General features: G+C 73.8%; 19 protein-coding genes. 10 read left to right on the forward strand and 9 right to left on the reverse strand.

Features of this window, described 5'->3' with window-relative positions:
* Positions 1–3 precede the first annotated feature (3 nt).
* From HGB44_RS19275 to HGB44_RS19290, 4 genes are read right to left on the reverse strand one after another with little or no spacing between them, the layout of a single operon-like run.
* Positions 4–1,026 carry an ABC transporter ATP-binding protein gene (locus HGB44_RS19275; RefSeq protein WP_061079538.1) on the reverse strand — a complete coding sequence of 341 codons (1,023 nt, stop codon included), beginning with the start codon at positions 1,024–1,026 and terminating at the stop codon, positions 4–6.
* Positions 1,023–2,069: an ABC transporter permease gene (locus tag HGB44_RS19280; protein WP_061079537.1), complete on the reverse strand. Its 1,047-nt coding sequence runs from the start codon at positions 2,067–2,069 to the stop codon at positions 1,023–1,025. Before HGB44_RS19280 ends, HGB44_RS19275 begins: the two co-directional genes overlap by 4 nt.
* Positions 2,066–3,136 (reverse strand): ABC transporter permease, encoded by a 1,071-nt coding sequence (locus HGB44_RS19285; RefSeq protein ID WP_061079536.1) that lies wholly within the window; start codon positions 3,134–3,136, stop codon positions 2,066–2,068. The genes HGB44_RS19280 and HGB44_RS19285 overlap by 4 nt, the downstream gene beginning before the upstream one ends.
* A complete protein-coding gene (locus tag HGB44_RS19290) occupies positions 3,133–5,079 on the reverse strand; it encodes an ABC transporter substrate-binding protein (protein WP_061079535.1) in 1,947 nt (648 codons plus the stop codon). The genes HGB44_RS19285 and HGB44_RS19290 overlap by 4 nt, the downstream gene beginning before the upstream one ends.
* Positions 5,080–5,492: 413 nt before the next feature.
* Between HGB44_RS19290 and HGB44_RS19295 the strand changes: the two genes are divergently transcribed.
* The 5 genes from HGB44_RS19295 (at position 5,493) to HGB44_RS19315 (ending at position 11,748) form a co-directional block, all read left to right on the forward strand.
* Positions 5,493–6,206: a metal-dependent hydrolase gene (locus tag HGB44_RS19295; protein WP_082768259.1), complete on the forward strand. Its 714-nt coding sequence runs from the start codon at positions 5,493–5,495 to the stop codon at positions 6,204–6,206.
* 160 nt (positions 6,207–6,366) lie between these two features.
* On the forward strand, positions 6,367–7,026 hold the full coding sequence (locus HGB44_RS19300; RefSeq protein ID WP_061079533.1) for an O-methyltransferase: 660 nt from the start codon (positions 6,367–6,369) through the stop codon (positions 7,024–7,026).
* A gap of 101 nt (positions 7,027–7,127) precedes the next feature.
* Entirely contained in the window at positions 7,128–8,285 is a 1,158-nt protein-coding gene (locus tag HGB44_RS19305; RefSeq protein WP_061079532.1) for an exonuclease SbcCD subunit D, read from the forward strand.
* Positions 8,285–11,272, forward strand: a complete 2,988-nt coding sequence (locus HGB44_RS19310) for an AAA family ATPase (RefSeq protein WP_061079531.1) — start codon at positions 8,285–8,287, stop codon at positions 11,270–11,272. The genes HGB44_RS19305 and HGB44_RS19310 overlap by 1 nt, the downstream gene beginning before the upstream one ends.
* A 47-nt stretch (positions 11,273–11,319) precedes the next feature.
* The gene (locus HGB44_RS19315) at positions 11,320–11,748 is read left to right on the forward strand and encodes a hypothetical protein (protein WP_061079530.1); all 429 of its coding nucleotides are present in this window, start codon (positions 11,320–11,322) and stop codon (positions 11,746–11,748) included.
* A gap of 68 nt (positions 11,749–11,816) precedes the next feature.
* Here the strand turns inward: HGB44_RS19315 and HGB44_RS19320 are convergent, their stop codons facing one another.
* Positions 11,817–12,716 carry a TIGR03621 family F420-dependent LLM class oxidoreductase gene (locus tag HGB44_RS19320; RefSeq protein ID WP_061079529.1) on the reverse strand — a complete coding sequence of 300 codons (900 nt, stop codon included), beginning with the start codon at positions 12,714–12,716 and terminating at the stop codon, positions 11,817–11,819.
* Positions 12,717–12,826: 110 nt separating this feature from the next.
* Positions 12,827–15,022 carry a cytochrome c oxidase assembly protein gene (locus tag HGB44_RS19325; protein ID WP_061079528.1) on the reverse strand — a complete coding sequence of 732 codons (2,196 nt, stop codon included), beginning with the start codon at positions 15,020–15,022 and terminating at the stop codon, positions 12,827–12,829.
* Positions 15,023–15,485: 463 nt separating this feature from the next.
* Here HGB44_RS19325 and HGB44_RS19330 point away from each other — a divergent pair, with 463 nt between their 5' ends.
* The 4 genes from HGB44_RS19330 (at position 15,486) to HGB44_RS19345 (ending at position 20,222) form a co-directional block, all read left to right on the forward strand.
* Positions 15,486–16,703 carry an amidohydrolase family protein gene (locus HGB44_RS19330; protein WP_061079527.1) on the forward strand — a complete coding sequence of 406 codons (1,218 nt, stop codon included), beginning with the start codon at positions 15,486–15,488 and terminating at the stop codon, positions 16,701–16,703.
* A gap of 283 nt (positions 16,704–16,986) precedes the next feature.
* Positions 16,987–18,108: an alanine dehydrogenase gene (ald, locus tag HGB44_RS19335; RefSeq protein WP_061079526.1), complete on the forward strand. Its 1,122-nt coding sequence runs from the start codon at positions 16,987–16,989 to the stop codon at positions 18,106–18,108.
* A gap of 355 nt (positions 18,109–18,463) precedes the next feature.
* Positions 18,464–19,621 (forward strand): enolase C-terminal domain-like protein, encoded by a 1,158-nt coding sequence (locus HGB44_RS19340; protein WP_061079525.1) that lies wholly within the window; start codon positions 18,464–18,466, stop codon positions 19,619–19,621.
* A gap of 145 nt (positions 19,622–19,766) precedes the next feature.
* Positions 19,767–20,222, forward strand: a complete 456-nt coding sequence (locus HGB44_RS19345; RefSeq protein ID WP_061079524.1) for a MaoC family dehydratase — start codon at positions 19,767–19,769, stop codon at positions 20,220–20,222.
* 93 nt (positions 20,223–20,315) lie between these two features.
* Here HGB44_RS19345 and HGB44_RS19350 read toward each other — a convergent pair whose 3' ends face one another.
* The 3 genes from HGB44_RS19350 to HGB44_RS19360 all read right to left on the reverse strand — a co-directional run bounded on the left by HGB44_RS19350 (position 20,316) and on the right by HGB44_RS19360 (position 25,100).
* Positions 20,316–21,971: a glycosyltransferase gene (locus HGB44_RS19350; protein WP_061079523.1), complete on the reverse strand. Its 1,656-nt coding sequence runs from the start codon at positions 21,969–21,971 to the stop codon at positions 20,316–20,318.
* Positions 21,968–23,980 (reverse strand): glycosyltransferase, encoded by a 2,013-nt coding sequence (locus HGB44_RS19355; RefSeq protein WP_061079522.1) that lies wholly within the window; start codon positions 23,978–23,980, stop codon positions 21,968–21,970. Before HGB44_RS19355 ends, HGB44_RS19350 begins: the two co-directional genes overlap by 4 nt.
* A 73-nt stretch (positions 23,981–24,053) precedes the next feature.
* Positions 24,054–25,100: a class I SAM-dependent methyltransferase gene (locus HGB44_RS19360; RefSeq protein WP_061079521.1), complete on the reverse strand. Its 1,047-nt coding sequence runs from the start codon at positions 25,098–25,100 to the stop codon at positions 24,054–24,056.
* Between the two features lie 794 nt (positions 25,101–25,894).
* On the opposite strand from HGB44_RS19360, the gene HGB44_RS19365 reads away from it, so the two are divergent.
* Positions 25,895–26,509 (forward strand): superoxide dismutase, encoded by a 615-nt coding sequence (locus HGB44_RS19365; protein WP_017565449.1) that lies wholly within the window; start codon positions 25,895–25,897, stop codon positions 26,507–26,509.
* Positions 26,510–26,558: the final 49 nt, after the last annotated feature.

Consider the following 26,558-nt stretch of genomic DNA (forward strand, 5'->3'; position numbering starts at 1 on the left):
CGGTCACGGACGGCCCCCGTCGTCCCCGGTGGCGGTCAGCGGCCGGGCGGGGCCCACGTGCACGCACGCCGCCTGCCGGGTGGACGCGCCCCCGGTGTCGGGGTCCACCGGCCACAGGGGCGGGTCGACCGTGGCGCACACGGTCTCGACCACCGCGCAGCGCGGCCGGAACACGCAGCCCGAGGGCGGGTCCGCGGGATCGGGCGGGTCGCCGGGCAGGCCCCGGGGCGCCAGGCGCGAGGCCGGGTCGCCGATACGGGGGAAGGCGGCGCTGAGCGCGCTGGCATAGGGGTGCGCGGGCTCGTGCACGACCTCCCGCGCCGGTCCCTGCTCCACGACCCGTCCCGCGTACATGACCGCGACCCGGTCGCAGGTCGAGGCCAGGACCGACAGGTCGTGGCTGATCATCAGCATGCCGATGCCGTGCTCGGCGACGAGCCGCCGCAGCAGGGTCAGGATCTGGGCCTGGATCATCACGTCCAGGGCGGTGGTGGCCTCGTCGGCGATGACCAGGCGCGGCTCGCAGGCCAGCGCCATCGCGATCATGGCCCGCTGGCGCTGTCCGCCGGAAAGCTGGTGGGGGTAGTCGCGGGCGCGGGAGGCGGGCAGGCCGACCTGTTCGAGGAGGGCGGCGACGCGGGCGGGCGCCTCCGCCGCGGGGACGGTGCCGTGCACGCCCATCGGCTCGGCGATCTGCTGTCCGATCCGCCTGACCGGGTTGAGCGAGTGCATGGCGCCCTGGAAGACGATGGACGCGCCCGCCCAGCGGACCGCGCGCAGGCGGCCCCAGCGCATGTCCAGGACGTTCTCGCCCTCCAGCAGCACCTCGCCGGAGATGCGCGCGGTCTCGGGCAGCAGGCGCAGCAGGGCCAGGGCCACGGTGGACTTCCCGCTGCCGGACTCCCCCGCCAGGCCGAGGGTGTCACCGGGGTTCAGGGACAGGTCCACGCCGCGTACGGCGGGCACGTCGCCGCCGCCCGTGCTGTAGGTGACGCGCAGGTCGCGGACGTCGAGGAGGGAGGTCAACGCTGCTCCCGGAGTCGCGGGTTGATGACGGATTCGAGGGCCCGGCCGCACAGTGTGAAGGACAGCGCGACCACGGCGATCGCCAGACCGGGCGGGACCATGTACCACCAGATCCCGGAGCTGATCGCGCCCGCGTTGCGGGCCGCGTCCAGGATGCCTCCCCAGGAGATCGTGGTGGGGTCTCCCACGCCCAGGAAGGCCAGCGTGGACTCGGCGATGATCGAGGTGGCCACGAGCAGGGTGGTCTGGGCGAGCACGACCGGCATGACGTTGGGCAGGACGTGCCAGAGCATGACGTGGCCGTGGCCGCCTCCCAGGGCGCGGGCCCGCTCCACGTAGGGGCGCGCCTCCACCGCGAGGGTCTGGGCGCGCACCAGGCGCGCCGTGGCGGGCCAGACGGTCAGGCCGATGGCGATGATGATGGTCCCGGTGCCGCGCGGCAGCACGGCGGCCAGCGCCACGGCCAGGACGAGCGTGGGCAGGACCAGGAACCAGTCGGTGACGCGCATGAGCGCCGAGGACACGAACCGCCCCGCGGGGCCGCCGGAGGCGCCGAAGTGCCCGGCGGTGACCCCGACCAGGGTGCCCAGGACCACGGAGACGGCCGTGGCCAGGAAGCCCACCGTGAGCGATACCCGGGAGCCCCAGACGACCAGGTCCAGGATGGAGCGGCCGAAGTTGTCGGTGCCGAGCGGGAACTGGGCGCTGGGCGGCTGGTAGGCGGTGCCCGGCGCGCCGGTGACGGTGAGGTCGGCCTGGTCGACGAAGAGGGGCGCGGCCAGGGCCAGGGCGCCGATGGCCAGCAGCGCGGTCAGGCCGACCAGCCCGGCGCGGTTGCGGGTGTACTCGCGGGCGAAGCGGCGCAGGGCCTCCCTGCGGCGTCCGCGGGCGAGGGCGCGGGGTGAGGGCGGTGTGGTCGGCGGCGGAGCGGTCGCCGTGGCGGCGCCTCCCCCTGCGGGTCGGCCGTCGGGGCCCTCGGGCAGGGCGGAGGGGCCGTTCTCCCCCTCGCTCGGGCTGCCGGGCGTCCCGGCGGGGGCGTTCACGGGCGCACCCGGGGGTCGAGCAGCGGGTACACCAGGTCGGCGAGCAGGTTCATGAGGATCACCGAGGCCGCGAACACCACGAACAGGCCCTGGACGAGGCCGAGGTCGGGTACGCGCAGGCCGGAGTAGAAGAGCTGTCCGAGGCCGGGCCAGGAGAACACGGTCTCCACGAGGATCACCCCGGACACGACCTGCCCGAGGTTGAGGAAGAGGAGGGTCACCGTGGGCAGCAGGGCGTTGGGCACGGCGTGCCTGCGCCGCACCAGGACGTCGCGCAGGCCCTTGGCGCGCGCGGTGGTGAGGTAGTCGGCGCCCTTCTCGTCCATGAGCGAGGAGCGCATGATCATCAGGTACTGGGCGTAGATGACCGCGACCATGGTGGTGACGGGCAGCACCATGTGCCAGGCGGTGTTCAGCACCGTATCCAGGCCCCCGCCGGTGCGGGGGTCGACCATGCCGCCGGTCGGGAACATGCCGGGCACGAACCCGCGCCCGGAGGCCAGGAAGACGATGAGCAGCAGGCCGAGCCAGAACGTGGGCACCGACCAGAAGAACAGGGCGACGGCGGTGTTGGCCCGGTCCGAGCGGCTGCCCGGCCTCCAGCCCGCCCGGGCCCCCAGGAACAGGCCCAGCAGCGCGGCGATGACCGTGCCGGTCCCGGCGAGCAGGATGGTCGGGCCGAGCCGGTCCAGGATGAGCTCGGCGACGGGTTCGTGGTACTGGAAGGACTCACCCAGGTCGAGGCGCAGCAGGCCGAGCGCGTAGTCGAGGAACTGCTGCCACAGCGGCTGGTCGAGCCCGAACTGGCGGCGCAGCTCCTCGCGCTGCTCGGCGGTGACCTCGCGGCCCTCGGTCATGGCGCGGACGGGGTCGCCGGGCAGGATCCGGAAGAGGAAGAACCCGGCGACGACCACGGCGGCCAGGGAGACCACCGCGGTCGTCAGGCGTCCGGCCACGTAGCGCGCGGCACGCCGGGCGCGGCCCGGTCCGGCGGGTTCGACCGGGGAGGGGCCGCCTCGCTTGTTCTCCCCGGGCGGGCCTCCCGCGGAGGTGGGAGTAGTGGTCACTCGCGGTCCTCCATGGTGGAACGTCGGCGCAGCAGCAGGAAGCCCCCGACCGCGGCGAGGACGAGCACGGCGGCCCCGACGCCGATCCAGACCCCGGCGGAGGGACCGGAGGCCGCGCCCGCGGTCCGCTCGGCGGCGGGCTCGGCCGACCACCAGGCCCAGTAGCCGTCCTGGCCCCAGATGTTGCCGCCCTCGGCCGGCTCGTACTGGATGGAGGCGATGTGGTCGGTGCGGTAGGCCTCCATGATGTTGGGGTAGGCCAGCACGTTCACGACGGCCTCGCGGTAGAGGACCTCCTGGAGCTGGTGGATGATCTCCGCGCGGGCCTGGCGGCCGTACTCGGCGAGCTGGGCCTCGTAGAGCTCGTCGTACTCCTCGTCGCAGAAGTAGGCGTCGCCCTGCATGGTGCCCGGCTCGGTGGGCAGCGCGCCGCAGGTGTGGATGCTCAGCACGTAGTCGGGGTCGGGGTTGACCGTCCAGCCGGTGAAGATGAGGTCGTACTCGCCCGCGAAGAGGGCGTCGCTGAGCACGCCGGGGTCGACGGTGAGGTTCTCCACCTCGATGCCGATGTCGGCCAGGCGCTCGACGAGGACCAGCCCGGTGTTGACGTTGTCGGGGCGGTCCTGGTGGACGTGCATGCGCAGTTCGAGGCGGTCGCCGTCGGGCGAGACGCGCACGCCGTCCTCTCCCCGCTCGTACCCGGCCTCGTCGAGCATCGCGTTGGCCGCTTCGGGGTCGAAGTCCAGGATGGCCTCCTCGCCCTCGGGCGCCCAGTGGAAGTCCTCGTAGCGGGGCGGGATGTAGCCGCCCGCGGCCACGGCCTCGCCGCCGTGCCCCTTGTCGACGATCTCCTGGTTGTCGATGGCCATGATGATGGCCTGGCGCAGGGTGCGGTCGGCGAGGGCGGGGTGCCCGTCGCCGAACTCCTCCCCGTCCTGGGTGACCGCGCCGGGGTTGATGGTGAAGGCCTGGAAGCGCTTGCCGTCGGCGATGTTGACCTCGACGTCCTCCGCCGACTCCAGGGCGGCGGCCTGCGCCTGGGTGAGTTCGTAGACGAAGGAGACCTCGCCGCTGCGCAGCGCCTCCACCGCCGCGTCCTTCTCGGAGTAGTAGCGCAGGACGATCCGCTCGAAGCCGGGTGCGCCGCGCCAGTGGTCGGGGTTGGCCTCCAGCGTGATGGAGCGGCCCCGGTCGTGTCCGGTGAGGACGAAGGGACCGCTGCCGACGGTCGGGAAGTCCTCGTTGCCGTAGTCGGCGAAGGCGTCGCCCTCCCGCTCCAGGATCGGCTCCCAGACGTGCCTGGGGACGATCGGGACGTTGAGGGAGGTCATGGTGGCCTGGGGCTGGTCGAGTTCGATGACCACGGTGTGGTCGTCCTCGGCGGTGACCGACTCGAAGCCGGAGACGTAGTTGCCGTTGGCGACGGCCGCGGACTCGTTCTCCATCATGGTGGTGAAGGTCCAGACCACGTCGTCGGCGGTCAGGGGCTCGCTGTCGGAGAACTGGACGCCCTCGCGCAGGTGGAAGGTCCAGGTGAGGCCGTCGTCGCTGGACTCCCAGGACTCGGCGAGGGAGGGGGCGGGCTGGTTCGTCTGGGGGTCGACCGTGACGAGGGAGTCGTAGACGTGCCGCAGGACGTTGGTGGTGATCGCGAGCTGCGCGGTGAAGGGGTTGAAGGAGTCCACCTGCTGGGCGGTGGCGATGCTGAGGGTCTCGCCGTCGGAGGTGTCCGCGGAGGCGGGCCGCGCCGGGAGGGGAACGGCGGTGGCGCCCCCGAGGAGGAACAGGGCGGCGGTCGTGGCGGCGACGCGGCGGAGGGTGGCGTGACGGGAGGAGGGCGCCCGGCGGGGGGCGGTACCGCCGAAGGGCGTGCGGGCGAGATCGCCGGGGGAAAGGGCGGTACGTCGGAAGAGGGAACCGGGGGGAGGGTGGTGGGCGTTCATGTGCGGCCCCTCCTGTCAGAGGATCGTGGGTCGGTGGCACGCCACCTGGGGGTTGGTGGTTGTTTACCAACGGACGACGACGAGCGTCAATGACCTTCGTGGAGCGCCGTGACATCGGTTTGGATTCGGCACGGAGAATGTCGCCGGAAAGACGTCCGGAAACCGTCACCGGAAATGCCCCGGACGCGCGGGAAAAGGGCGTTCTGAGTGCGGAACGGGCACGGAAGGGACACGAAAAGGCGCGCAGAGGCCCCGTGGGCGCACGGAGAGGGGTCGCGGACACACGTCGGGTGGCGGGAGGGCGCCGCCTGGAGGGCGGCGGGGGAACAGGCCGTGTGCGCTGGGTAACCGGCGTGCCGTCGGCGGACGCCCCACGTTGGCAGTGAATGCCGTACTCCGCTACGGTTCCCGCCATGATGGGGCACTCGCACGCACTGAGCGGCGTGGTTGGCTGGATGGCGGTCGTTCCGCTGGTCCAGGGCAGGGAATTCCTTGGACTCAGTTTCCACCTGGGGCCCGGTGAGATCATCGCCGGTGCCCTGGTCTGCGCCGGTGCGGCCCTGCTGCCCGATCTGGACCACAAGAGCGCCACGGTGACCAAGACCTACGGCAAGGTCACCGAGGTGCTGAGCGGCATGCTGGGCTTCCTGTTCGGCGGGCACCGGATGGGGACGCACTCGTTCTTCTTCGCGGTGCTCGTGGGCGTGCTGGTGCAACTGTTGGCGCTGTGGTCGCAGTTGGCCGTCCAGGTCTTCGTGTTCCTGTTGATCGGCATCGCCCTCCAGGGCCTGGGCTTCGGCCTGGACAAGAACAAGGTCGCGTCGGGGGTCATCAACGCGATGGCCACGGCCGGCATCACGCTGGCGCTGTTCACCTCCGGGGTGAACTACAGCTGGCTGGGCCTGGCGGTGGCCTTCGGCGTGGTCCTGCACTTCTTCGGCGACATGATCACCAAGATGGGCGTGCCCATCTTCTGGCCCTTCTTCAAGAAGCGCTTCGGCCAGGGGAAGGGTTTCGTCACCGACGGCCCGGTCGAGCAGAAGTTCGTCACCCCGCTGCTGACCATCGGCGTCATCGTGGGGACCATCTACCTGTTCGACTGGCCCGCGCTGCTGCCCGAGTACTAGGGGGCCGGAGGGGCCCGGGCCGGAGGAGTGTTCCGCGCCCCCCGGGGGGGTGCGCGGGCCCTCCGACGACGCCCGCTTCCACTGAGGCCGCGCTCGGGTCCCCTCCCCGGAACGGCCCGGCACCTGTCCGACGGGGCCCGGCTGGCCTAGGCTGTCGGGCGTGACACGATCCACAGAGGGCCTCAGCCCCGAACTGCACGCCTATGTCGTCGAGCACAGCGAACCCGTGGACGAGGTCCTGGCGGACCTGGCCGAGGAGACGGCGCGGTCGTTCCCCGACCACCGGGGCATGCAGATAGGCCCCGAGCAGGGCGCCTTCACCACGATGCTCACCCGGCTCTGCGGGGCGCGGGAGGTGGTGGAGGTCGGGACCTTCACCGGCTACTCGTCGATCTGCTTCGCGCGCGGCCTCCCCGAGGGCGGCCGGCTCCTGGCCCTCGACGTCAGCGAGGAGTGGACCTCCGTGGCGCGGCGGTACTGGGAGCGCGCCGGAGTCGCGGACAGGATCACCCTGAGGCTGGGTCCCGCCCTGGAGTCGCTGCGGGCGCTCCCCGAGGAGCCGCGGTTCGACCTGGCCTTCGTGGACGCCGACAAGGAGGGCTACGTCGGCTACTGGGAGGAACTGGTCCCCCGCGTCCGGCCGGGCGGCCTGATCCTGGCCGACAACACCCTCTCCCACGGGCGGGTCGTGGACCACGAGAACACGTCTGCGGCCGTGCGGGGGATCCGCGACTTCAACGACCGGCTGGTCTCCGACGACCGCGTCACACAGGTGCTGCTGCCCATCGGCGACGGCCTCACCCTCGCCCGCAAAAACTGACGCCCCGACGCCTGACGCACTGACGCGCCGCGGCGGTCGCCGCCCCCGGAGGTCGTCCACAGGTCGGCTCTCATCCGCACGCGGAGCGTCGGGCTTCGGTAATGTCCAGTGCCATGCGCCTGCTGCACACCTCGGACTGGCACCTGGGCCGCTCCTTCCACCGGGAGAACCTCGTCGACGCCCAGGCCGCCTTCCTCGACCACCTCGTCGAGACCATCCGCGAGCACCGGGTCGACGTGGTGCTCGTGGCCGGTGACCTCTACGACCGCGCCCTGCCGTCGGTGGACGCGGTACGGCTCTTCGACCGCGCCCTGGGGCGGATCCGCGAGACCGGGGCCCGGGCCGTCCTCATCAGCGGCAACCACGACTCCATGGCGCGGATGTCCTTCGCCACCGGTCTCATCGACGCCTCCGGCGTCCACCTGCGCAGCTCCCTGGACGGCGTCGGCACCCCCGTGCTCATCGATGACGAGCACGGACCCGTGGCCTTCTACGGCATCCCCTACCTGGAACCGGAGATCGCGCGCCACCACTGGGACCTGCCGGAGCGGGGGCACGCGGCGGCGCTCGGGCACGCCATGGAACTGGTGCGCGCCGACCTCGCCGAGCGGCCCGGCACCCGGTCGGTGGTCCTCTCGCACGCGTTCGTGACCGGCGGCGAGCCCTCCGACAGCGAACGCGACATCTCCGTGGGCGGCGCCTCGCACGTGCCGGTCCCGGTCTACGACGGGGTGGACTACGTGGCCCTGGGGCACCTGCACGGGCGGCAGACCATCACCCCCTCCGTGCGCTACTCGGGCAGCCCGCTGGCCTACTCCTTCTCCGAGGAGCACCACGTCAAGGGCTACTGGCTGGTGGACCTGGACGCCGACGGCCTCGCGGGCGCCGAGTTCGCCGCGGCGCCCGTCCCCCGCCCCCTGGCCCGGATCCGCGGCCGGATCGAGGACCTGCTCACCCGCCCCGAGTGGGAGTCCCGCACCGGCCACTGGCTCCAGATCACCCTGACCGACCCGCGCCGACCCGCCCACCCCATGGACCGGCTGCGCGAACGCTTCCCCCACGTGCTGGTCCTGGACTTCGCCCCCGAGGGCGGCGCCGCCGACACCCGCCCGGTCGCCGCCTCCGTCGCCGACCGCAGCGAGCGCCAGGTGGTCGGCGACTTCGTGGAGTGGGCCCGCGGCACCCCCGCCACCCCCGAGGAGGAGGCCCTCGTGAACACCGCCGTCGAGCAGGTCCGGCTCCAGGAGGGGACGCGCTGATGCGGCTGCACACCCTCACCGTCCAGGCGTTCGGCCCCTTCGCGGGCACCGAGAAGGTGGACTTCGACCGCCTCAGCGCGGGCGGGCTCTTCCTCATCCACGGCCCCACCGGCGCGGGCAAGACCACCGTGCTGGACGCGGTGTGCTTCGCCCTGTACGGCAGCGTGCCGGGCGCCCGCGGCAAGGACCGCTCCCCCAAGAGCGACCACGCGCCGCTGGACGCCGAACCCAGGGTGGTCCTGGAGTTCACGGTCCAGGGACGCCGTATCTGGATCGAGCGCAAGCCGCGCTGGGACCGCCCCAAGAAGCGGGGCACCGGCACCGTGTCGCAGAACACCAAGGTCGTCGTCAAGGAGTTCACCGGCGGCAGGTGGGAGGGCGTCACCACCCGCCCCGACGAGGCGGGCCAGTTCGTCAACGACCTCCTGGGCCTGACCCTCGCGCAGTTCTGCCAGACCGTCATGCTCCCCCAGGGTGACTTCGCGCGGTTCCTGCGCGCCAAGTCCGAGGAGCGGCGCGAGTCCCTGGAGCGCATCTTCAACACCCGGCTGTTCCGGGACGTGGAGACGTGGCTGGGCGCGCACGCCAGACGGCTCGAACACGAGGTCCGGACGGCCAACGCACAGGTGCGCGCGGTCGCGGACCGGATCGCCGAGGTCGGCCGCTCCCGGGCCCCCGAACCGCCCGAGGAGCTGTCGGCCTGGGCCGCGGAGCTGGCCTCCGTCACCGCCGCGACCGCGCACGACGCCGGGCAGGTGGCCGGGGAGTTCACCGGGGCCCGCGAGGAGGCCCAGCGGGCCCTGTCCGAGGGGCGCGAGCTGCGCGTCCGCCAGGAACGGCTGGCCGACGCCCGTCGGCGCCGCGCCCAGCTGGCCGAGCACACCGCGTGGCGGGCCGCGATCGACGCCCAGCTCGACGACGCCGGGCGCGCCGAGTCGGTGCTGCCCTTCCTGCGGGCCCGCGACAACCGCCGCACCGAGCTGGACAAGGCCGAGCTGGCCGTCGCCGACCACCTGGCCCTGGTGGGCGGGCTGCCCGGCTTCTCCGCGCGGTCCGAGGCGGCGGTGCCGCGTGAGGAGCTGGGCGCCGCCGAGCAGGAGCGCCGGGACGAGCTGGCCCGCCTCGACGCACTGCGCGCGGACGCCGAGCGCCGCCGGTCACTGGGCCGCTCCGTCACCGCGTTCACCGGGCGCCTGGACGAGATCGCCGCGCAGCTGGAGCGCCAGCGCGCGCTGGCCGCCTCCCTGCCTCCCCGGGTGGAGGCGCTGACCGCCGAGCTGCGACGCCTCCACGAGCAGGCCGGGCAGGAGGGGGCCGCCGAGACCGCCCTGGCCGCCGCCCGCAGGCGCCTCGACGCCGCCGCGGAGTACGAGCGGCTGGGCCGGGAGCTCGCGGAGGCGCAGGAGCGCTACCGCGGAGCCGTGGACGGGGCCCAGGCGGCCCGCGACCGCGCCCTCGACCTGCGCGAGCGCCGGATCACCCACATGGCCGCCGAACTGGCGTCCGGGCTGGCCGACGGAGAGCCGTGCGCGGTGTGCGGGTCGCTGGAGCACCCCTCGCCCGCCCGCCCCTCCGGGGAGGGCCTGGTCTCGGCCGAGGAGGAGCGGCGGGCCCAGGCCGCCGCCGACACCGCCGCCTCCCGCCGCACGGAGGCCGAGAACGCCGTGGTGGCCCTGCGGGAGCGGCGCGCCGCCGCGCGGGAGCGCGCCGAGGACGCCACCGCCGACACCGTCCGCCAGGAGGTGGAGGCGCACACCGCGGCGCTGGCGGAGGCCAGGGCCGCCGCCGGTGAGGCCCGGCGGGTGGAGGAGGAGCTGGAGCGCGTCACCGGCGACCTGGAGCGCGCCCGTACCCGCGAGGGCGAGCTGACCCGGCAGGAGGCCCAGGTCGGGGCCGACCGGGACAACGCCGTCCGCGAGCACGGGAGGCTGACCGCGCTGCTGGACCGGGCGCGCGGGGACGACGCCGGGCTGGACGAGCGGATCGCCAGGCTGGGCGGCGAGGCCGACCTGCTGCGCGCCGCGGCCGAGGCGGCCGTCAACCGCGACCGTGCGGCCGACGAACTGCGCACCGCCGTCGCCGAGGCCGAGCGGCAGCGGGCCGACGCCCGGTTCGCCGACGAGGCCGGGGTGTGGGAGGCCGCGCTGGACGAGGAGCGGCGCCGGGCGCTGCGCGAGCGCGCCCGCTCCTTCGACGGCGCTCTGGCCGCCGTCGAGGCGTCGCTGGCCGACCCGGAGCTGACCGCGGCCGGGGAACTGCCCGCCCCGGACCCGGAGGAGCTGGCAGCCGCCGCGCGGACCGCCTCGGAGGCCGCCGACCGCGCGGTGGCCTGGCGGAGCATGCTGGAGGAGCGGGCGCGTCGGCTCGCCTCCCTGCGTGAGGAGCTCGGCCTGCGGTTGCGGGACTGCGAACCGGCGCTGCGCCGCTACGCGGTGGCCGAGGGGCTGCGCGGCCTGACCGCCGGGACCTCCTCCGACAACGCCGACAACGTGCGCCTGTCGGCGTACGTGCTGGCGGCCCGCCTGGAGCAGGTGGTGGCCGCCGCCAACGACCGGCTGGTGACGATGTCGGACGGCCGGTACGAGCTGCGCTACACGGTGGACAAGGCCGCCGGGGACGGGCGCGCGCGTTCGGCCGGGGGCCTGGGCATGCGGGTGGTCGACGCCTGGACGGGAGTGGAGCGCGACCCGGCCACGCTCTCGGGCGGGGAGACGTTCTTCAGCTCGCTGGCGCTGGCCCTGGGGCTGGGCGACGTGGCCAGCGCCGAGGCGGGCGGCGCCGACATCGACACGCTGTTCGTGGACGAGGGGTTCGGCACGCTGGACGAGGACACCCTGGAGGAGGTGCTGGACGTCCTGGACCGGTTGCGGGACGGCGGCCGGGCGGTGGGCGTGGTGAGCCACGTCGCCGACCTGCGGCAGAGGGTGTCCACCCGCCTGAGGGTGGTCAAGACGGCGGCGGGCTCGCGGGTGGAGCACACCGGCTGACCGCGCACGCCCACCCCGGATCCGGGCCCCTCCGGTTCGGTGCGACAATGGCGAGCGTGAATTCGCTGGTCAACATCGCCGTGTTCGGAGTCGTGGGCGCCATCCTGATGGCGGCCCTGCTCGGTCTGCTCCTCGTCGTCTCCGGGAGCTCGCGCGGGGCTTCGCCCCGGTCGCGGGCGGTGTTCGGGATCGCCTCCGTGGTGGTGCTGATCGCGCTGCCGACGCTGGCCGCGGCCAACACGCTGGCCGCCGGGGCCGGTTTCTGGGCGGGGTTCGCCGCGGCCGCCTGCGTCGCGGCCGTCCTGTGCGCGGTCAACGTGGTGATGCTGCCGGTGGTGGCCCGCCGCCAGTCCTCGGGGGGCGGCCAGTCCGCGCTGTCCGCGCTCCGCCCCTCCCTGCCGCTGCTGGCCGCGGCCCTGCTGATCTGCCTGGTCCTGGGGCTGGTGGGGGCCTCCGTGGCCGCCCTGGTCGTCTGACCCCGTACCTTCCGTTCGGGCGCCCCGTGCCCTCCGGCACGGGGCGCCCCGCTTCGCGGGTCCGCCCCTCAGGCCGTCCCCTCCTGCGCCCGGACCAGGGGGATGGCCTCGGCCAGGGCGTCGCGGTAGGGCGCCTGGGTGACCACGTAGCTGAACCCGTACCTCTCGCGGCGCTCCAGGATCCTGTCCGCGATCTCCCGCGGGGTGCCGATCAGCACGTAGGGGTTCTCCCACACGGGTTCCCCCTCGGGGAACACCCCGGGGCCCGCCTGCTCCAGGATCCGGGCGGTGGTCGCCTCCACGTCGTCGGTGACCGCCACCATCTGGACGAGCACGCTCGACTCGTACCCGCGCCCGGCGGCCCGCTCCCGGACCAGTTCCACCCGCCGCAGGGTCTCGGCCGAGTCCGCCACGGAGAACTCCCCCAGTCTGCGGCGCCGCCGCTGCGTGAGTCCGCTGAAACCCACGATGTCGGCCCGCTCGGCCGCCATGGTCAGGGTCGCGGGCCCGTGCCCGCCGATCAGCAGCGGAGGCCGGGGGCTCTGGACGGGCCGGGGTTCCTGACCGCCCTCGGCCAGCCTCCGGTCGAGCTCGTCCAGGGCCGCGACCAGGTTCGCGGTCCGCTCGGCGTGGGGCCGCCAGAGGATTCCCGCGTCGTCGAACTCCGACTTCATGTGGCCCGAGCCCAGTCCCAGCTCGAAGCGCCCGCCCGAGACCTGGTCGAGGGTGGCGGCCTCACGCGCCAGGAGCGCCGGGTTCCAGAACTCGTTGTTGAGCACGTAGGTGCCCAGTCGCAGGCGGCTGGTGACCGCGGCCGCGGCGGCCAGCCGGACGAAGGGCGAGGCCATGCCCAGGTGGTCGGGGGCGAGCAGGACGTCGAAGCCCTGTGCCTCGACGGCGCGGCAGACGTCGGCCCAGTCCCCGGGCTCGTCCGCGAGCATGTTGGTTCCGAAGCGAAATCTCCTCATGGGACCGAGCCAACACCACCGTGCGCCCCGGCGCCAGGGCCCTTCACCCTCCGGGACGGGCCCGGGACGACGGCGGGGGCGCACCGGCCGGTGCGCCCCCGCGTGTCGGGTCAGCCGCCCTTGCTGGCGGCGGGATCGGGATCGTCGTCCCCTGCCTCCGCCGCCGGCGCGCTGCGCGTCCCCGGCTCCTCGCCGGTCCGCGGCGGCGCCTCCGGGGACGCGGTGGCCGCGGCCGGGCCCGCGCCCCGGGAGCGGCGTTCGAGCTCGGCCAGGTAGGCGTTGTAGGCGTCCATGTCGGCGTCGTCGGAGCCGCCCCGGCGGCTGTGGCGCTCCCTGCGGCGCTCCTGCTTCTCGTCGTCGCGCGACCACTGCCGCACCAGCGCGATCATGACCAGCGCGGTGGGGATCTCGCCCAGCGCCCAGGCGACGCCGCCGCCCGCGTACTGGTCCGCGGCCTGGTCCTCCAGCCACGGGATGTCGAACTGGCCGTAGTAGTCCATCGCCAGCGGTTCGGACTGCATCATGATCGTGATGCCGAAGAAGGCGTGGAACCCCATCACCACCAGCAGCAGCAGGATGCGCAGCAGGAAGGGCACCTTCCTCGGCGCCGGGTCCACCCCCACGATGATCCAGTAGAAGAGGAAGCCCACCAGCAGGAAGTGCACGCCCATGAGCAGGTGGCCCAGGTGGTCGTTCATCAGCGTGCCGAACAGCGGCGTGAAGTACAGGACGTAGGGGCTGAACACGAACAGCGGGGCCGCGATCGCCGGGTGCGTGACCGTCTTGGAGAAGCGGCTGTTGAGGAACAGGTTGAGCCACTCGCGCGGCCCCCGGTCACCGCGCCGCGCGGCGGGCCTGAGCGCCCGCAGGGCCAGGGTGATCGGCGCGCCCAGCACCAGCAGGATCGGAGTGAGCATCGACAGCACCATGTGCTGGATCATGTGCGTCGAGAACAGCACCATGGAGTAGGTCGCGAACCCGGTGAGCTGCGTGACCACGATCGTCACCAGCCCCGCCGCGAAGGCCACCGTCCGCCCCACGGGCCAGGAGTCGCCCCGGCGCACCAGCCGGACCACGGCTCCCGCGTACAGGCCGCCCGCGACGAGCACGACCATGATGAAGAACAGGTCGGGGCGCCACAGGGTGAGCAGGGTCTGGGCGCTCATGGGCGGCGGCACGGGGAAGCCGAGGATGGCGGCGGCCGGGTCCACGGTTCCCTCCAGCGGCGGGGGCGGCGCGGTGCGCCCCAGGCCGACGGACACGCCGATGACGGTGGCCATGACGAGCACCTCGGCCAGCGCCGCGCGCAGGAACAGCGGGCGCCGGAACGCCTCCCCCGCAGGCCCCCGCGGGGCGTCCTCCAGGCGCTTGAAGACGAACTCGCGGTGCATGTAGCCGAACGCGCCCAGGGCCCCGAACAGGATGATCTTGACCAGGATGATCAGGCCGTACTCGGTGGCGATCAGGTCCTCGATCGAGTACAGGCGGGCCAGCGCGCTGGCCGCGCCGCTGACGGCCACGCCGACGTAGGCCCACAGGGCCAGGCGGCTGAAGCGGTTGGCGGCCACCGACGTGTCCTGGGCGTCGCGCCGCAGCGCGTGGTAGGTCAGCGCGGCCACGCCGCCCACCCACACGCTGATGGAGATCACGTGCAGGGCCAGCCCGGTCACGGCCAGTTCGTGCGAGCCGGAGGAGGCTGAATGGCCGGTCAGCGCGGGCGGCGTGGTGGCGGCCAGGGCGAGGACGAGCAGCCACAGGCCGCCGGTGGCGGTGGTGGCCGTGCGGCCGAACAGGGCGATGCCGGTCGTGAGCAGGACGACGAACATCAGCGCGATGCCGCCCGAGACCGACCCGGCGTAGGCCGTGACCTCGTCGACGCTGATCTGGCCGACCTTGCGGGCCAGGAACTCCGCGGCCTGGAAGTACAGGGTGAACACGGCGGCGAGGGCCCAGACCAGGCCCGCCCAGCTGGCCGCGCGCACGTAGGAGGTCGCCTGCGGGGAGAGCCTGCCCTTGTGGGAGGGCAGCAGGACGGCGGCGAGCAGCAGCAGGCCGATCGCCACGACCGCGGAGGCGTCCATGGTGACCTTGGCCAGCGGCAGGCCCCAGCGGACCGCCTCTCCGGCGTCGGGCAGCCCGGGGATGACCTCGGGGAAGGCGGCTCCGCCGAGGACCAGGGTCAGGCTCAGGCCGGTCAGGCACAGGGCGGCGGCCGCGGCGGCGAAGAGCGGCGCCCGCCCCGTGCCCGGGGCGTCGTCATGGTGTTCCTTGAGGGGGGACTTCTGGTTCTGTGCGGGAGGAGCCACGCGCCACTCCGTCGTCGGTCTCGTTGCAACTGGCTGGTCAGCGCCCTTGGCCGTGTGACCGCCTCGCCGCTGTCCGGATCTTTCCGGCAGGGGCCGCGCACGGAGGAACACCTCGACCAAGGTTAGTCCGTCTACTACACAGTGTCGGACTCGGGCGTCCGCGTACACCCCCGCGGACGGGTCCGGGCCGCCCGAGGGACGGACGGGAGAGCCGCCGGGCCGGTCGGGGGCCGCGGGGAGCGGTTCGCGGTGTCCCTGGCGCCCCCGCCTCCCCGGCGGGGGCGGTGGCGCAGACGGGGGGATGTCGGATTCCCCCCGTGCGGCGGGGTCCTTCGCGATACGCTCGGATCCGGTCGAGACGACGGTTCCCCCGCCTTCGGCGTCCGGCCTCCCCTCCCGTGCCACGGTTCCCCGTGGTGCCTCTCAGCACATCCTCCAGCGAGCGCAGCGAAGGGGACGGCGGATGGCCGTGTACGACAGTGTGGTCAGGTCCACGCGCGTGGTCGCCCCCGAGGGGGTCCGGCCCGCCTCCGTCGGGGTGCGCGACGGTCGGATCGAGGCCGTGGGCGCCCACGGCGCGCACATGCCCGCCCACGAGACGACCGACCTCGGCGACGTGGCTCTGCTGCCCGGCGCGGTGGACGTCGGCACCGGCGTGCACGTGCCCGGTCAGGGCCTGGCCGAGTCCTACCGCCGGACGGGGGCGGCCGCCCTGCGCGGCGGGGTGACCTGCGTGGTGGCCTCCCCCGCCCCGGCGCGACCCGCCCTCACCCGCCCGGACGCCCTCGGGACGCACCAGCGCGCGGCGGCCCTGTCCCCCGTTCCGGTGCTGTTCCTGGGCGGGGTGGCCCCGGGTACCGGCCCGCTGGACCTGACCGACCTCCAGGCCGCGGGAGCGGTGGCCTTCCACTGCTCGCTGTCGGACGGGGGCGCCCCGGACGTCGCGGCGCTGAACGACGCCCAGCTGCGCAAGACGATGGCCGAACTCGCGGCGCTGGACAGCGTGCTGCTGGTGCACGCCGAGGACGCGGCCGAGCTGGGGACCCCGCCGACGGCCGCGGAGCACCGGCCGCCCCGGGCGGAGCGGCGCGGGCTGGAGCGGGTGATCGCGGCGGCCCGCGCGGTGGGGACGCGCACGCACGTGGGGGCGTTCACGGCGGCCGAGTGCGCGGCGCTGCTGGCCGCGGCGGGGGCTGTGGGGGTGGCGCTGACCGCGCACACCTGCCCGCACTACCTGTGCCTGCCCTTGGAGTCGCTGGCACCGGGGTCGCCCGCGCACGCCTGTCGGCCACCGCTGCGCTCGGACGCCAACCGCAAGGCGCTGTGGAGCGCGCTGCTGGCGCGGGACTCGGCGATCACCACCGTGGGGTCGGGGCACCTGCCCGCCCACGGTCTGTACACGCTGGAGTGGAGCCTGTCGGCGCTGTGGACGGCGGCGCACCGGCGCGGCCGGGGGCTGGCCGACCTCGCGCGGTGGACGGCGCGGGCCCCGGCGGAACTGCTGGGGCTGGTGGGCAAGGGGCGGATCGCGGCGGGGTTCGACGCCGATCTGGTCGCCTTCGACCCCGGCGCGCGGGTGGCGGTCCCCCCGGCGGACCCGAGCCCCTACGCGGGCCGGGAGCTGACCGGCCGGGTGGAGCGGGTGTGGATCTCGGGCCGCCCGGCGGACGGCGTCCGGTAGGACAGCGCCCGGACTGACCGCAACCCGTGCGACAGCGCCCGGCGGGGCGGTGCCCGAACCGACGGCTCCCGAACTGACCGTGCCCGGGACGGCGGCCCTCGGGGCGGTGGGCTCCCGGGGGATTGAGTCCGCGCGCCACGGGCAGGTACCCGTGTCCCAGACCACATATCGGGCTTACACCCTGTCAACAAGATCGTCGACAGCGATGCATGTTGGCGATGGCGCCAGGGCACCCCCGCAGTTCACAGTGGGGGTATCAACGGCGATACCCGTAGGAGGAACCGTGCGCATCGGCGTGCCCCGCGAGATCAAGAACCACGAGTACCGGGTGGCCATCACCCCCGCCGGGGTCCACGAGCTGGTCCGCCGCGGCCACGAGGTGGTCGTCGAGCGCGACGCGGGCCTCGGCTCCTCCATCTCCAACACCGAGTACGAGGCGGCGGGCGCGCGCATCCTGGACTCCCCCGACGAGGTGTGGGCCGCGGGTGAACTGGTCCTGAAGGTCAAGGAGCCGGTCCCGGCCGAGTACCACCGCATGCGGGAGGGGCAGACCCTCTTCACCTACCTGCACCTGGCCGCCTCGCGCGAGTGCACCGACGCGCTGCTGGAGCGGCGGGTGACCGGTATCGCCTACGAGACCGTGCAGCTGCCGGACGGTTCGCTGCCGCTGCTGGCCCCGATGTCGGAGGTCGCCGGCCGCCTGGCCCCGCAGATGGGGGCGGTGACCCTCCAGCGGCCCAACGGCGGGCGCGGTGTGCTGATGGGCGGGGTGCCGGGCGTGCGCCCGGCGCGCGTGACCGTGATCGGCGCGGGCGTCTCCGGCCTGAACGCGACGCAGATCGCGGTGGGCATGGGCGCCGAGGTGACCGTGCTGGACCTGAACGTGAACAAGCTGCGGCACCTGGACTCCCTCTACCAGGGCCGGGTCAAGACGGTGGTGTCCAACGCCTTCGAGCTGGAGCTGTCGGTGCTGGAGTCGGACATGGTGATCGGGGCGGTGCTGGTGCCGGGGGCCAAGGCGCCCAAGCTGGTGTCCAACGAGCTGGTGTCGCGGATGCGTCCGGGCGCGGTGCTGGTGGACATCGCGATCGACCAGGGCGGGTGCTTCGAGGACTCGCGCCCCACCACACACGCCGACCCCACCTTCCACGTGCACGACACGGTGTTCTACTGCGTGGCGAACATGCCGGGCGCGGTGCCCAACACCTCCACGCACGCCCTGACCAAGGACACCCTGCGGTACACGGTGGCGCTGGCGGAGAAGGGCTGGCGGAGCGCCATGAACGAGGACGAGGCGCTGGCCGGGGGCCTGAACACCTTCGACGGCGACGTGGTCTCCGCCCCGGTCGCCGAGGCGCACGGGGTCAAGCACCGCCCGCTGGACGAGGTGCTGGTCCGGGGTTAGCGTCCTGACCGGAAGTGCCTCCGGTGTGATGCGTGGTACCTGACCTGCGATGATCTTGTACTGATGGCGAGGTTCGAGCGCCGACGCCGGCCATGGGCACGAGATCACGGCGAACGGGGCGGGCCGGTGCTCCCTTCCGGTCACACCGCACCAGCGGGCCGCGGCGCCGGTCGGGCCCCGGGCACCGGGCGGGGACGGAGCCCGCCCGGTGCCCGCGCCGCCCGGTCGAACGGGTGGCGCGGGCACCGCCGTTCGGGGTGGTCGCGCAGGTCGGCCGGGGGTACGGTCGAGGGGAAAGCCCGCGCGTCCGGCTCTGCGGCCGGACGCGGGAGGACGAGTACCGAGGTGGGACAGCGTGGCACACACCGGCTCGGCGACCGCGACCCGGATCGTCGAACTAGAGCTGATCCGGCTGCGGCCCCCGGCCGGCGGCCGCGGCTCCGGCGCCGACGGCCCCGTCCTGGTCCGGGTGGCCGACGGTGACGGCGTGAGCGGCTGGGGAGAGCTGTCCGAGGCCAGTGGAGCCCAGTGGGACGCCCTGACCCGCGCCTTCGCCCCCGCCCTGCTCAGCCACTCCTGGCGGCGTCCGACCGAGGCGGGCGAGGCCTGGGCCGACCTGCCCTGGGACCCGGCCGTGGCCGGTGCCCTGGACACCGCCTGCTGGGACCTGTGGAGCCGCCAGCGCGACACCCCGCTCTCGCACGCCCTGGGCGGGGAGCGCACCGCGCTCACCGCGGGGGTGACACTGCCCCGCCAGGTGGCCGTGGAGTCGGTGGTCACGGAGGTGAACCGCCAGGTGGGTTCGGGTTTCCGGCGGATCCGGCTGGAGATAGCCCCGGGCTGGGACGCCGACGTGGTGCGCGCGGTGCAGTCGAGTTTCCCGTTCCTGGTCCTCCAGGCGGACGCGGGCTGCCGCTACACCGAGTCCCCCGCCGACCTGGACGCGCTGCGCGTCCTGGACGGGCTCGGCCTGCTGGCGGTCGAGGACCCCTTCGCCCCGGGCGACCTCGCGGCGCACGCCCGGCTGGCCGCCGAACTGCGCACACCGGTGGCGCTGGGCCGGTCGCTGGAGTCGGTGGACGACCTCACCGAGGCGGTCCGGGCCGAGGCTGGCGGCGCGCTGAACGTGGACCCGGCCCGTCTGGGCGGCCTCACGGCGGCCCGCCGCGCGGTGGACCGCGCCGTGGACGCGGGCTGGCGGGTGTGGTGCGGTTCGTCGGCGGTGACGGGGGTCGGCCGCGCCGCGACGGTCGCGCTGGCCTCGCTGTCGGGGGCCTCGCTTCCGGTGGAGATGCCCGGAGCCGGGAACCGCGGCCGCGATCTGGTGCTCCCGCCCGTGCGGGCGCACGACGGGGTGGTGCCGGTCCCGCTGACCGAGAGCGGTCTGGGGCACACGGTGGACCGCGCCGCGGTGGCCGAGCGCACCGCCCGGGCCCTGGTCGTGGACGCCGACGGCCCGCGCGAGGCCCGCGTGGAGCGCGGTCGCGTCAACGGCGCCCGGCGGCGGCGCTGACCCGCGTGGCTCCAGCCACCGCAGCCACCGCAGCCCAACCCCGCCGCGCCCGGCCGGGTTCCCTCCTCCCCTAACCGAACAGCGTTAGGTAGAGTTGCGGCACCGTCCGGCCCCCGTTTCCGGACCCGACGATTGTGGAGGCGCGGTGCGCGTATTCGCCGACATCCAAGAGGTGCTCGCATCCCAGGGCGAGCACCTGGGCCACACCGACTGGGTGACCATCGACCAGGACCGGATCTCCCTGTTCGCCGACGCGACGCAGGACCACCAGTGGATCCACACCGACCCGGAGAGGGCGGCCGCGGGCCCCTTCGGGGGCACCATAGCGCACGGGTTCCTCACCCTGTCGATGCTGGCCCACTTCTCCCAGTCGGTGATCTCGCTGACGAGCAAGCCGAGCATGTCCATCAACTACGGGCTCAACAAGGTGCGCTTCCTCCAGCCGGTCGTCTCCGGTTCGCGCATCCGCGACGGCGTCGAGCTCAGCTCGGTCCGGGAGACCCCCAAGGGCTACCTGGTCACCACGACCCACACCGTGGAGATCGAGGGCCAGGAGCGGCCCGCCCTGGTGGCCGAGTCGCTCGGCCTCTGGGTGCCCTGAGGCCCCGTTCCCGGAGCGCGCCTCCCCGGCGCGGCCCGGGGGCGCGAGCGCGGTCCCGGCCGGGCGGTCTTCCCGCCGGCCGGGGCCGCGTGTTCAGCGCGCCAGCTTGCGCAGCGCCCTGCGGGTGAGCCCCGGGGTGAACCAGCGCAGCTTGCGCTCGGCCCGCTTGGCACGCGCCCGCATCCTGTCCGCGTCGACGAGCGCGCGTTCGAGCTTGCGCTTGAGCGCCTCGACGTCCTCGGTCGCGGCCTCCTCGCCCGCGTCCGCGATGACGAGGTCCGTTCCCGGCATCCAGTGGGTGCCGCAGACCTCCTCCACCCCGCGGTCCAGCTCCTCGGGGGTCGCCTCGGGCCACAGGTGGCGGGCCCTGGCATAGGCGGAGACCCGTTCCATGCGCAGAACGCCGTCGCCCCGCGTGGCACCGGGCACGGGCGAGCACAGCAGTCCCGCCTTGCTCTTGTTGGCCGCGTCGACCAGGTCGGTGACCGCGCTGGCGCGCAGCGCCGCCCCGGCGGGCACCCGCAGCTGGAAGGGCACACGCGCGTCGTGCGCGGGCGCGGCCCCGACCAGGCGCACCCGGGCGTCCCCCCGGAAGGTCTCCCGCACCAGCCGCAGGTCGAGCCGCTCCTCGTCCAGCGGGGAGCGCCGCCCCTCGTCCAGCTCGTCCCAGGGGCCGACCAGCCACAGCCGGATGTCGGGAGTGGTGCCGGACAGCAGCGCGGAGGCGGTGGTGTCCACGTCCTCCAGGGTGGCGCCGTCCACGTCCATCACCACGTCGACCATCGGCACCTCCCACACCCGTTCGGGGCGCTTGCGGCGCAGGTGGAAGTCGGGTACCCGGTTGGACACGAACGGGGAGCGGTAGCGGGTCCCCGCGTCGCGGCGGGTCTGCATCTGGGAGCGCCCCAGGTGCCAGCTGCTGGTGTCCAGGTCGGGCACGAACAGGGCGCCCTGCTGGGAGACCCGGTAGGCGAACTCGGTGTCGCCGCCCAGGACCAGCTCCCCGTCCAGGCCGCCCGCGGCGTCGAACAGGGTGCGGTGCAGGGAGCCGGTGGCGCCGATGAACACCTTGTAGGCCAGGCGCCCGGCGTTGCGCAGCCGGTCGTTCTGGTTGATCTGGCGCTCCACCCAGTGCGGGTCGGCGGTCTCGCGGTCGAACAGCTCGGCGGCGCGCCCCTCGCGCACCTCGGCGGCCACGTACTCGGGTGTCATCGCGGCGGGGTCGAAGTCCACGAACAGCTTGTGGCCCAGCGCGACCCCGTAGTCGACCAGGTGGTGCCAGCGCATCTGCGACTCGACGTGGTCGCGGTAGACCAGCATGTCCGCGTCCAGGCGCAGGACCACCTGGCCGGAGGAGACGGCCACCCCGCTGTTGACGGCGTGCGCCGAGCCCCAGCCGCCGGGGGCCGAGGTGATCAGCCGGGTGTTCTCCGGGCGCACCGGCGGCAGGGTGAGCGGCTCGGGAGAGCCGTCGTCGACCACGATCACCTCCATCAGGTGCGCGGGGTAGCTCTGCGCGGACAGCGAGGCGAGGACGAGCGCGAGCTTGTCCGGGTGCCCGTGGGCCGGGATGACCACCGACACCGACAGGGTCGGGGTCCACTCCCCGACCGCGGGCGGCTGGAGCACCGCGTGGTCGTTGCGCCGCGCGCGGGGCTGGTCGCTGTAGTCGATCCGTGCCCGGGGCAGGACCGGCGCGGTCGCGTGGTCGCCGGGGACCGGTTCCGGAGTCGTGTCAAGCGTGGTCAACGGATCTCCCCCGTGTACTCGGTGGCGGGCTGGCCCAGGGGCGAGGGCTCGCCCTCCAGGAGGGCGCTGGGGCGCCAGCCGAGCCACTGTCTGGTGTAGTTGTGCAGGAAGTAGCCCATGTCCTCGGACCAGGTGTGGCCGCCACCGGTGCGGCGCAGCACGTAGCCCAGGCCCTGGGCGCGGTAGATGCGGCCGCCGCCCCGGTTGACCGCGAGGAGCAGCTGGGTGTCGATGGCGCGGGGCAGCGGCCGGAAGCCGCCGCTCTCCTCCATCACCACGCGGTCGGTGAGGATGGTGCCCCCGGCGATGAACCGGGTGGTGGTCTCCGATTCGCGGCTGCGCCACACGGTCAGGTCCACCTCCTGGAGGTAGACGAAGTCCTGACCGGTGCCGACGAGCTCCGCGCCGGAGTAGGTGCGGGCCAGCACCATGTCGGCCAGGTGGTCGGGGCCGTACCAGTCGTCGTCGTCCCACTTGGCGATCAGGTCGCCCGAGGCCCGGTCGACGGAGTCGTTGAGCACCGAGCCGAAGATCTGGCCCGCGTCGGCCTCGTGGACGACCAGGTGCAGCCCCCCGGCGGTGAACTCGGCGATGGCCGACGCCACCTCGGGCAGGGAGGCCGCGAAGCCGTGCAGGGTGAGCACCACCTCCAGGTCCACCCCGCGCTGCCGGGCGATCTGGGCGAGCGCGAACCCGACCATCTCGGGGCGGCGCGTACACAGGATGACCGACACCCGGGGCTCGCGGGGCAGCGGGATCCCGGCCTCGGCCCCCAGGGCCCGCCAGCGGGAACGCTGGCCGTGGTCGCGCAGGGCGGCGCGGCGCAGGCGGATGCTGTGCTCCTCGCGGCTGAGCCGGTCGGAGAGGTCGGCCTCGGCGGCCGCGGTGAGCAGACCGGTGAGGGAGGAGCCGAGTCCGGCCGCCCAGGAGGGCACCGGACCGCTGAGCAGAGGCACTCCTCCCGCGGCGAGGGAGGCGACGGCGCGCACCGCGGCGCTGGGCCCGGCGTGCCCGGACCAGTCCACCCGGACGGCGCGCAGGTGGCGCAGGCGTGCCAGGTCGACGTCGGTGACGGTGCCGTCGGCGGCGACGGTGACCAGGACCTTGTTGCCCGCGCGGACCACCGCGCGGTCGCCGTGGACGGTCAGGTCGCCCAGGGGCCCCTTCTCGGACTTGTCGAAGCCGATGGGGTTGACGGTGAGCTCGTCCAGGGGGGCGATCGCGTGCACGGCTTCGGGTACCGCCTCGCGTACCCGGGCGGGTCCGTCCGGTCCGGCGATCCGGGCCCAGGAGTCGGCTCCGGTGGTGGAGCGGTCCAGGACGGGGACGACCGGGTCGGTCCACTCGGGCCGCTCGGCGGTCCCGGACACGCGCAGCGCCATGTCGCCGAACGGGGTCACCCTGCGCAGCGGGACGGGCCCCTCCGCGACCACGCCTCGGGCGCCGGTGTCGCCGGACCGCCACAGGGCGGCCTCGGGCCCGTTGAGGACCGCCATCGGGGCGATCGCGGGAGCCCTGCGGCGGCCGCGGGCGCCGTGCACGACGGCGTCCACGGCCTGAGCGGTGTCCACCCCGTTGGGGAAGAACAGCTCGCACAGCCAGCCGCTCTTGTCCACGCGGCGCACCCGCACCTCCTGGAGGTCGCGCCACTGGCCCATGCCCGGGGACGCCGGGAGCGGGGGCTCCTGGTGGCCGGGGGTGGCGGCCAGCGCGACAAGGACGTGCACGGCCCGGGGCAGGTGCGTGGAGACGGTGAGGGCGCGGTTCAGGTCGGTGGGCGTGGCGGCCAGGACCGCGACGAGTCCGACCTCCGGCTCACCGTTGCGGATCTCGGCGCCGGGGACCTCCACGGCCTGCCCCAGGGGATGGGCGTCCAGGTCCAGGAGGAGGTCGGCGGGGCGTAACGGCAGCCCGGCCAGGACGGAGCGGGTGTCGGCTCCCGCGTGGCACAGCAGGGCGGCCTCGCTGCCACGGGCGCGCAGTGCGTGCCGCAAGGCGGTGGTGATCATCGGGTGACCTCGGGTGTGTCGGGTCGGACTCGGGCCCGTCGGGTGGTGCGTGTGGAAAGGTGTGGTGGGGGGGTCAGAGCCCCTTGCGGCTGAAGATGTGAGCGCCCTTCTCCGCGGCCTCCTCCGTCCGCTGGAGTTCGGGGTACTCGGTGAGCCAGCGGTCACCGATGGCGCGCTCGTCCACGCGCGCGGCGTCGTCCAGGACGATGACGGCGTCCTCGGTGCAGCGCGGCAGCAGGACGGGCAGGGCCGGGTAGCGGGCCTGGAGGCCGGTGGCCTTGGGCGGGCCGTCGACGAACAGAAGGCCGATGCCCTCCAGGTCGGCGAAGACCGAGGCCTCGTACCAGCGGTCCGCGGTGGGCACTTCCTCGCCCTTGACGGTGACCGTCGTGTTCGCGGTCTCGACCAGCGGGGCGTGCCGGACCTCGACGATGTCGTCGAGCCCGTGCGCTGCCACCAGTTCGCGGCTGAGCTCGGCGTAGCGGGCGTCGTGCTCGACGGCGACGAGCCTGCCGGTGCCCGCGCGGCGCAGGGCGTAGCCGATCCAGACGCTGGAGGCGCCGCTGCCGCACTCCACGACCAGTCCGGGGCGCAGCCGGTCGATCTGGCGGACCAGGATCCGGAGCACGTCGGGGGAGGCGGCCCAGCCGCGCAGGGGCGGCATGAACGCGGCGGTGTCGAGGTACTCGCGCAGCTCGGTCCAGGCGACCTGCTGCTCGTAGTCGTCGCGGCCCTGCGCGGAGACCGCGCTCTTGAGGTCGCGGCTCACCTTGGGCAGCGCGTGGTCCTGGAGGTGGGCGACGCGCTCGCGGACGCCGTCCAGGGCGCGGGCGGTCTCCAGGCGTTCGCGGCCCAGCGCCTCGGTGACGCGGCGGCTGTGGGTGTCCATCGAGGTGGCCACGCTCCTGGAGAGGGCGCCCACCCTGCGGTACAGGAGCAGCGTGCCCAACCCGAGCACGCCCACGGCGCCGGCGAGCAGGCCGAGGAAGGTGAGGGTGAGCGCGTCCGCCCAGCCGATCAGGCCCGCGATCCCCAGGGCGGCTGGTACGCAGAGCACGACGGCGCCGACCACCGCGCCGGTGACCAGGAGTGGACGGAGACGGCTGCGAAGCGACCGCATGGGCGGATACCTCCACGGGAGTTTCGACACGGTTCCGCCGGGCGCGGGCCGCGGGGGGACGAGAGGGGAAGAGCTGGTTTCCCGGCACTGAACTGCCGCTTCGCCCGGTGCTTCGGGGGCGGCGGCAATCCGCTCAGACGCTTTCGACCTTAGCCCTTCGAGGAAATAACGGACGCCCCCGAAGGGGAATCGAAACCTGGATTACATGCAATTCGCCTTCCGTTCACCCGGGCATCACGTGCTTCTCATTTTCGCGCATCCGGGGTTTTCCCGGAGCGTCGAGGAGTCCGCCCCACCACCCGCTGGCCTCCTGCGGCACCTCCTCCGTGGCGGGCGTGTGCGGCCGTGTGGCGGTCTCGGGCGCGGCGGTGGGAAACGCGGCGCACTCACTCCGCAGGGGCGGCGCATTCCTCCTCTCCCACCTGCGAATTCCGCACGGCGGCAACGGACACCGGCCGACGTTTTCCGCGGGATACCCGCCTCCTCGTCCGCACTCGCGAGGATTTCGCCGTGAAAGCCAGGATTGGGAGCGACCGTGCTGGGCAGTGCGGGAGGAGGCGGTGGGACCGACCGTGGGGGACGCCCGCCGAGGACCGCTCCCCCGACCGGTCGCGGCGGCCGCGGGCACGGGGCACCCCGCTCCGGAGCGGGGCCCGCGGCCTCGGTTTATTCCCGTGTCGGAGTGTAAAGAGCCTGACATCGGGTGAGCCGCCGCACGACTGATAGCTTGCTGCCTAGGCGATCCCATCGCTGGTGAACACGACGAACCGCGTCATTGGAAAGGTGCGTCAGAGATGTCTGCGCCGTACTCGCTTCCCGAACTGCCCTACGACTACGCGGCCCTGGAGCCGTGGATCTCCGGTCAGATCATGGAGCTCCACCACGACAAGCACCACGCGACCTACGTCGCCGGTGCCAACACGGCTCTGGAGAAGATGGCGGAGGCCCGGGAGACCGGCGACTTCGGCACCATCCCGATGCTGGAGAAGAACCTGGCCTTCAACCTGGGCGGCCACGTCAACCACTCCATCTTCTGGAAGAACCTGTCCCCCGAGGGCGGTGACAAGCCCGAGGGCGAGCTGGGCGCGGCCATCGACGACCAGTTCGGCTCCTTCGACGCCTTCCGCTCGCACTTCACCGCCGTGGCCACCACCATCCAGGGCTCGGGCTGGGCGATCCTGGCCTGGGACGCGCTGGGTCAGCGACTGGTCATCGAGCAGCTCTACGACCAGCAGGGCAACACCGCCCTCAGCTCCGTTCCGCTGCTGATGCTGGACATGTGGGAGCACGCCTTCTACCTCCAGTACAAGAACGTGAAGGCCGAGTACGCCAAGGCGTTCTGGAACGTGGTCAACTGGGCCGACGTCCAGGAGCGCTTCAGCAACGCCCGCGGGGTCAAGATCGGCTAGGCCCGGTCCCCCCGTCCGGCTCGTCGCCGGACACGGCGGAGGGCGGCAC

Origin of the sequence: Nocardiopsis alborubida (genome assembly GCF_012396365.1) — a bacterium.
Classification (GTDB): domain Bacteria; phylum Actinomycetota; class Actinomycetes; order Streptosporangiales; family Streptosporangiaceae; genus Nocardiopsis; species Nocardiopsis alborubida.

Excerpts from the sequence above, each read along its gene's own strand:
- HGB44_RS19290 (WP_061079535.1), bottom strand. The coding sequence starts at position 5,079 with ATGAACGCCCACCACCCTCCCCCCGGTTCCCTCTTCCGACGTACCGCC.
- HGB44_RS19295 (WP_082768259.1), top strand. The coding sequence starts at position 5,493 with ATGATGGGGCACTCGCACGCACTGAGCGGCGTGGTTGGCTGGATGGCG.
- HGB44_RS19305 (WP_061079532.1), top strand. The coding sequence starts at position 7,128 with ATGTCCAGTGCCATGCGCCTGCTGCACACCTCGGACTGGCACCTGGGC.
- HGB44_RS19310 (WP_061079531.1), top strand. The coding sequence starts at position 8,285 with ATGCGGCTGCACACCCTCACCGTCCAGGCGTTCGGCCCCTTCGCGGGC.
- HGB44_RS19315 (WP_061079530.1), top strand. The coding sequence starts at position 11,320 with ATGGCGAGCGTGAATTCGCTGGTCAACATCGCCGTGTTCGGAGTCGTG.
- HGB44_RS19320 (WP_061079529.1), bottom strand. The coding sequence starts at position 12,716 with ATGAGGAGATTTCGCTTCGGAACCAACATGCTCGCGGACGAGCCCGGG.
- HGB44_RS19330 (WP_061079527.1), top strand. The coding sequence starts at position 15,486 with ATGGCCGTGTACGACAGTGTGGTCAGGTCCACGCGCGTGGTCGCCCCC.
- HGB44_RS19355 (WP_061079522.1), bottom strand. The coding sequence starts at position 23,980 with ATGATCACCACCGCCTTGCGGCACGCACTGCGCGCCCGTGGCAGCGAG.
- HGB44_RS19360 (WP_061079521.1), bottom strand. The coding sequence starts at position 25,100 with ATGCGGTCGCTTCGCAGCCGTCTCCGTCCACTCCTGGTCACCGGCGCG.
- HGB44_RS19365 (WP_017565449.1), top strand. The coding sequence starts at position 25,895 with ATGTCTGCGCCGTACTCGCTTCCCGAACTGCCCTACGACTACGCGGCC.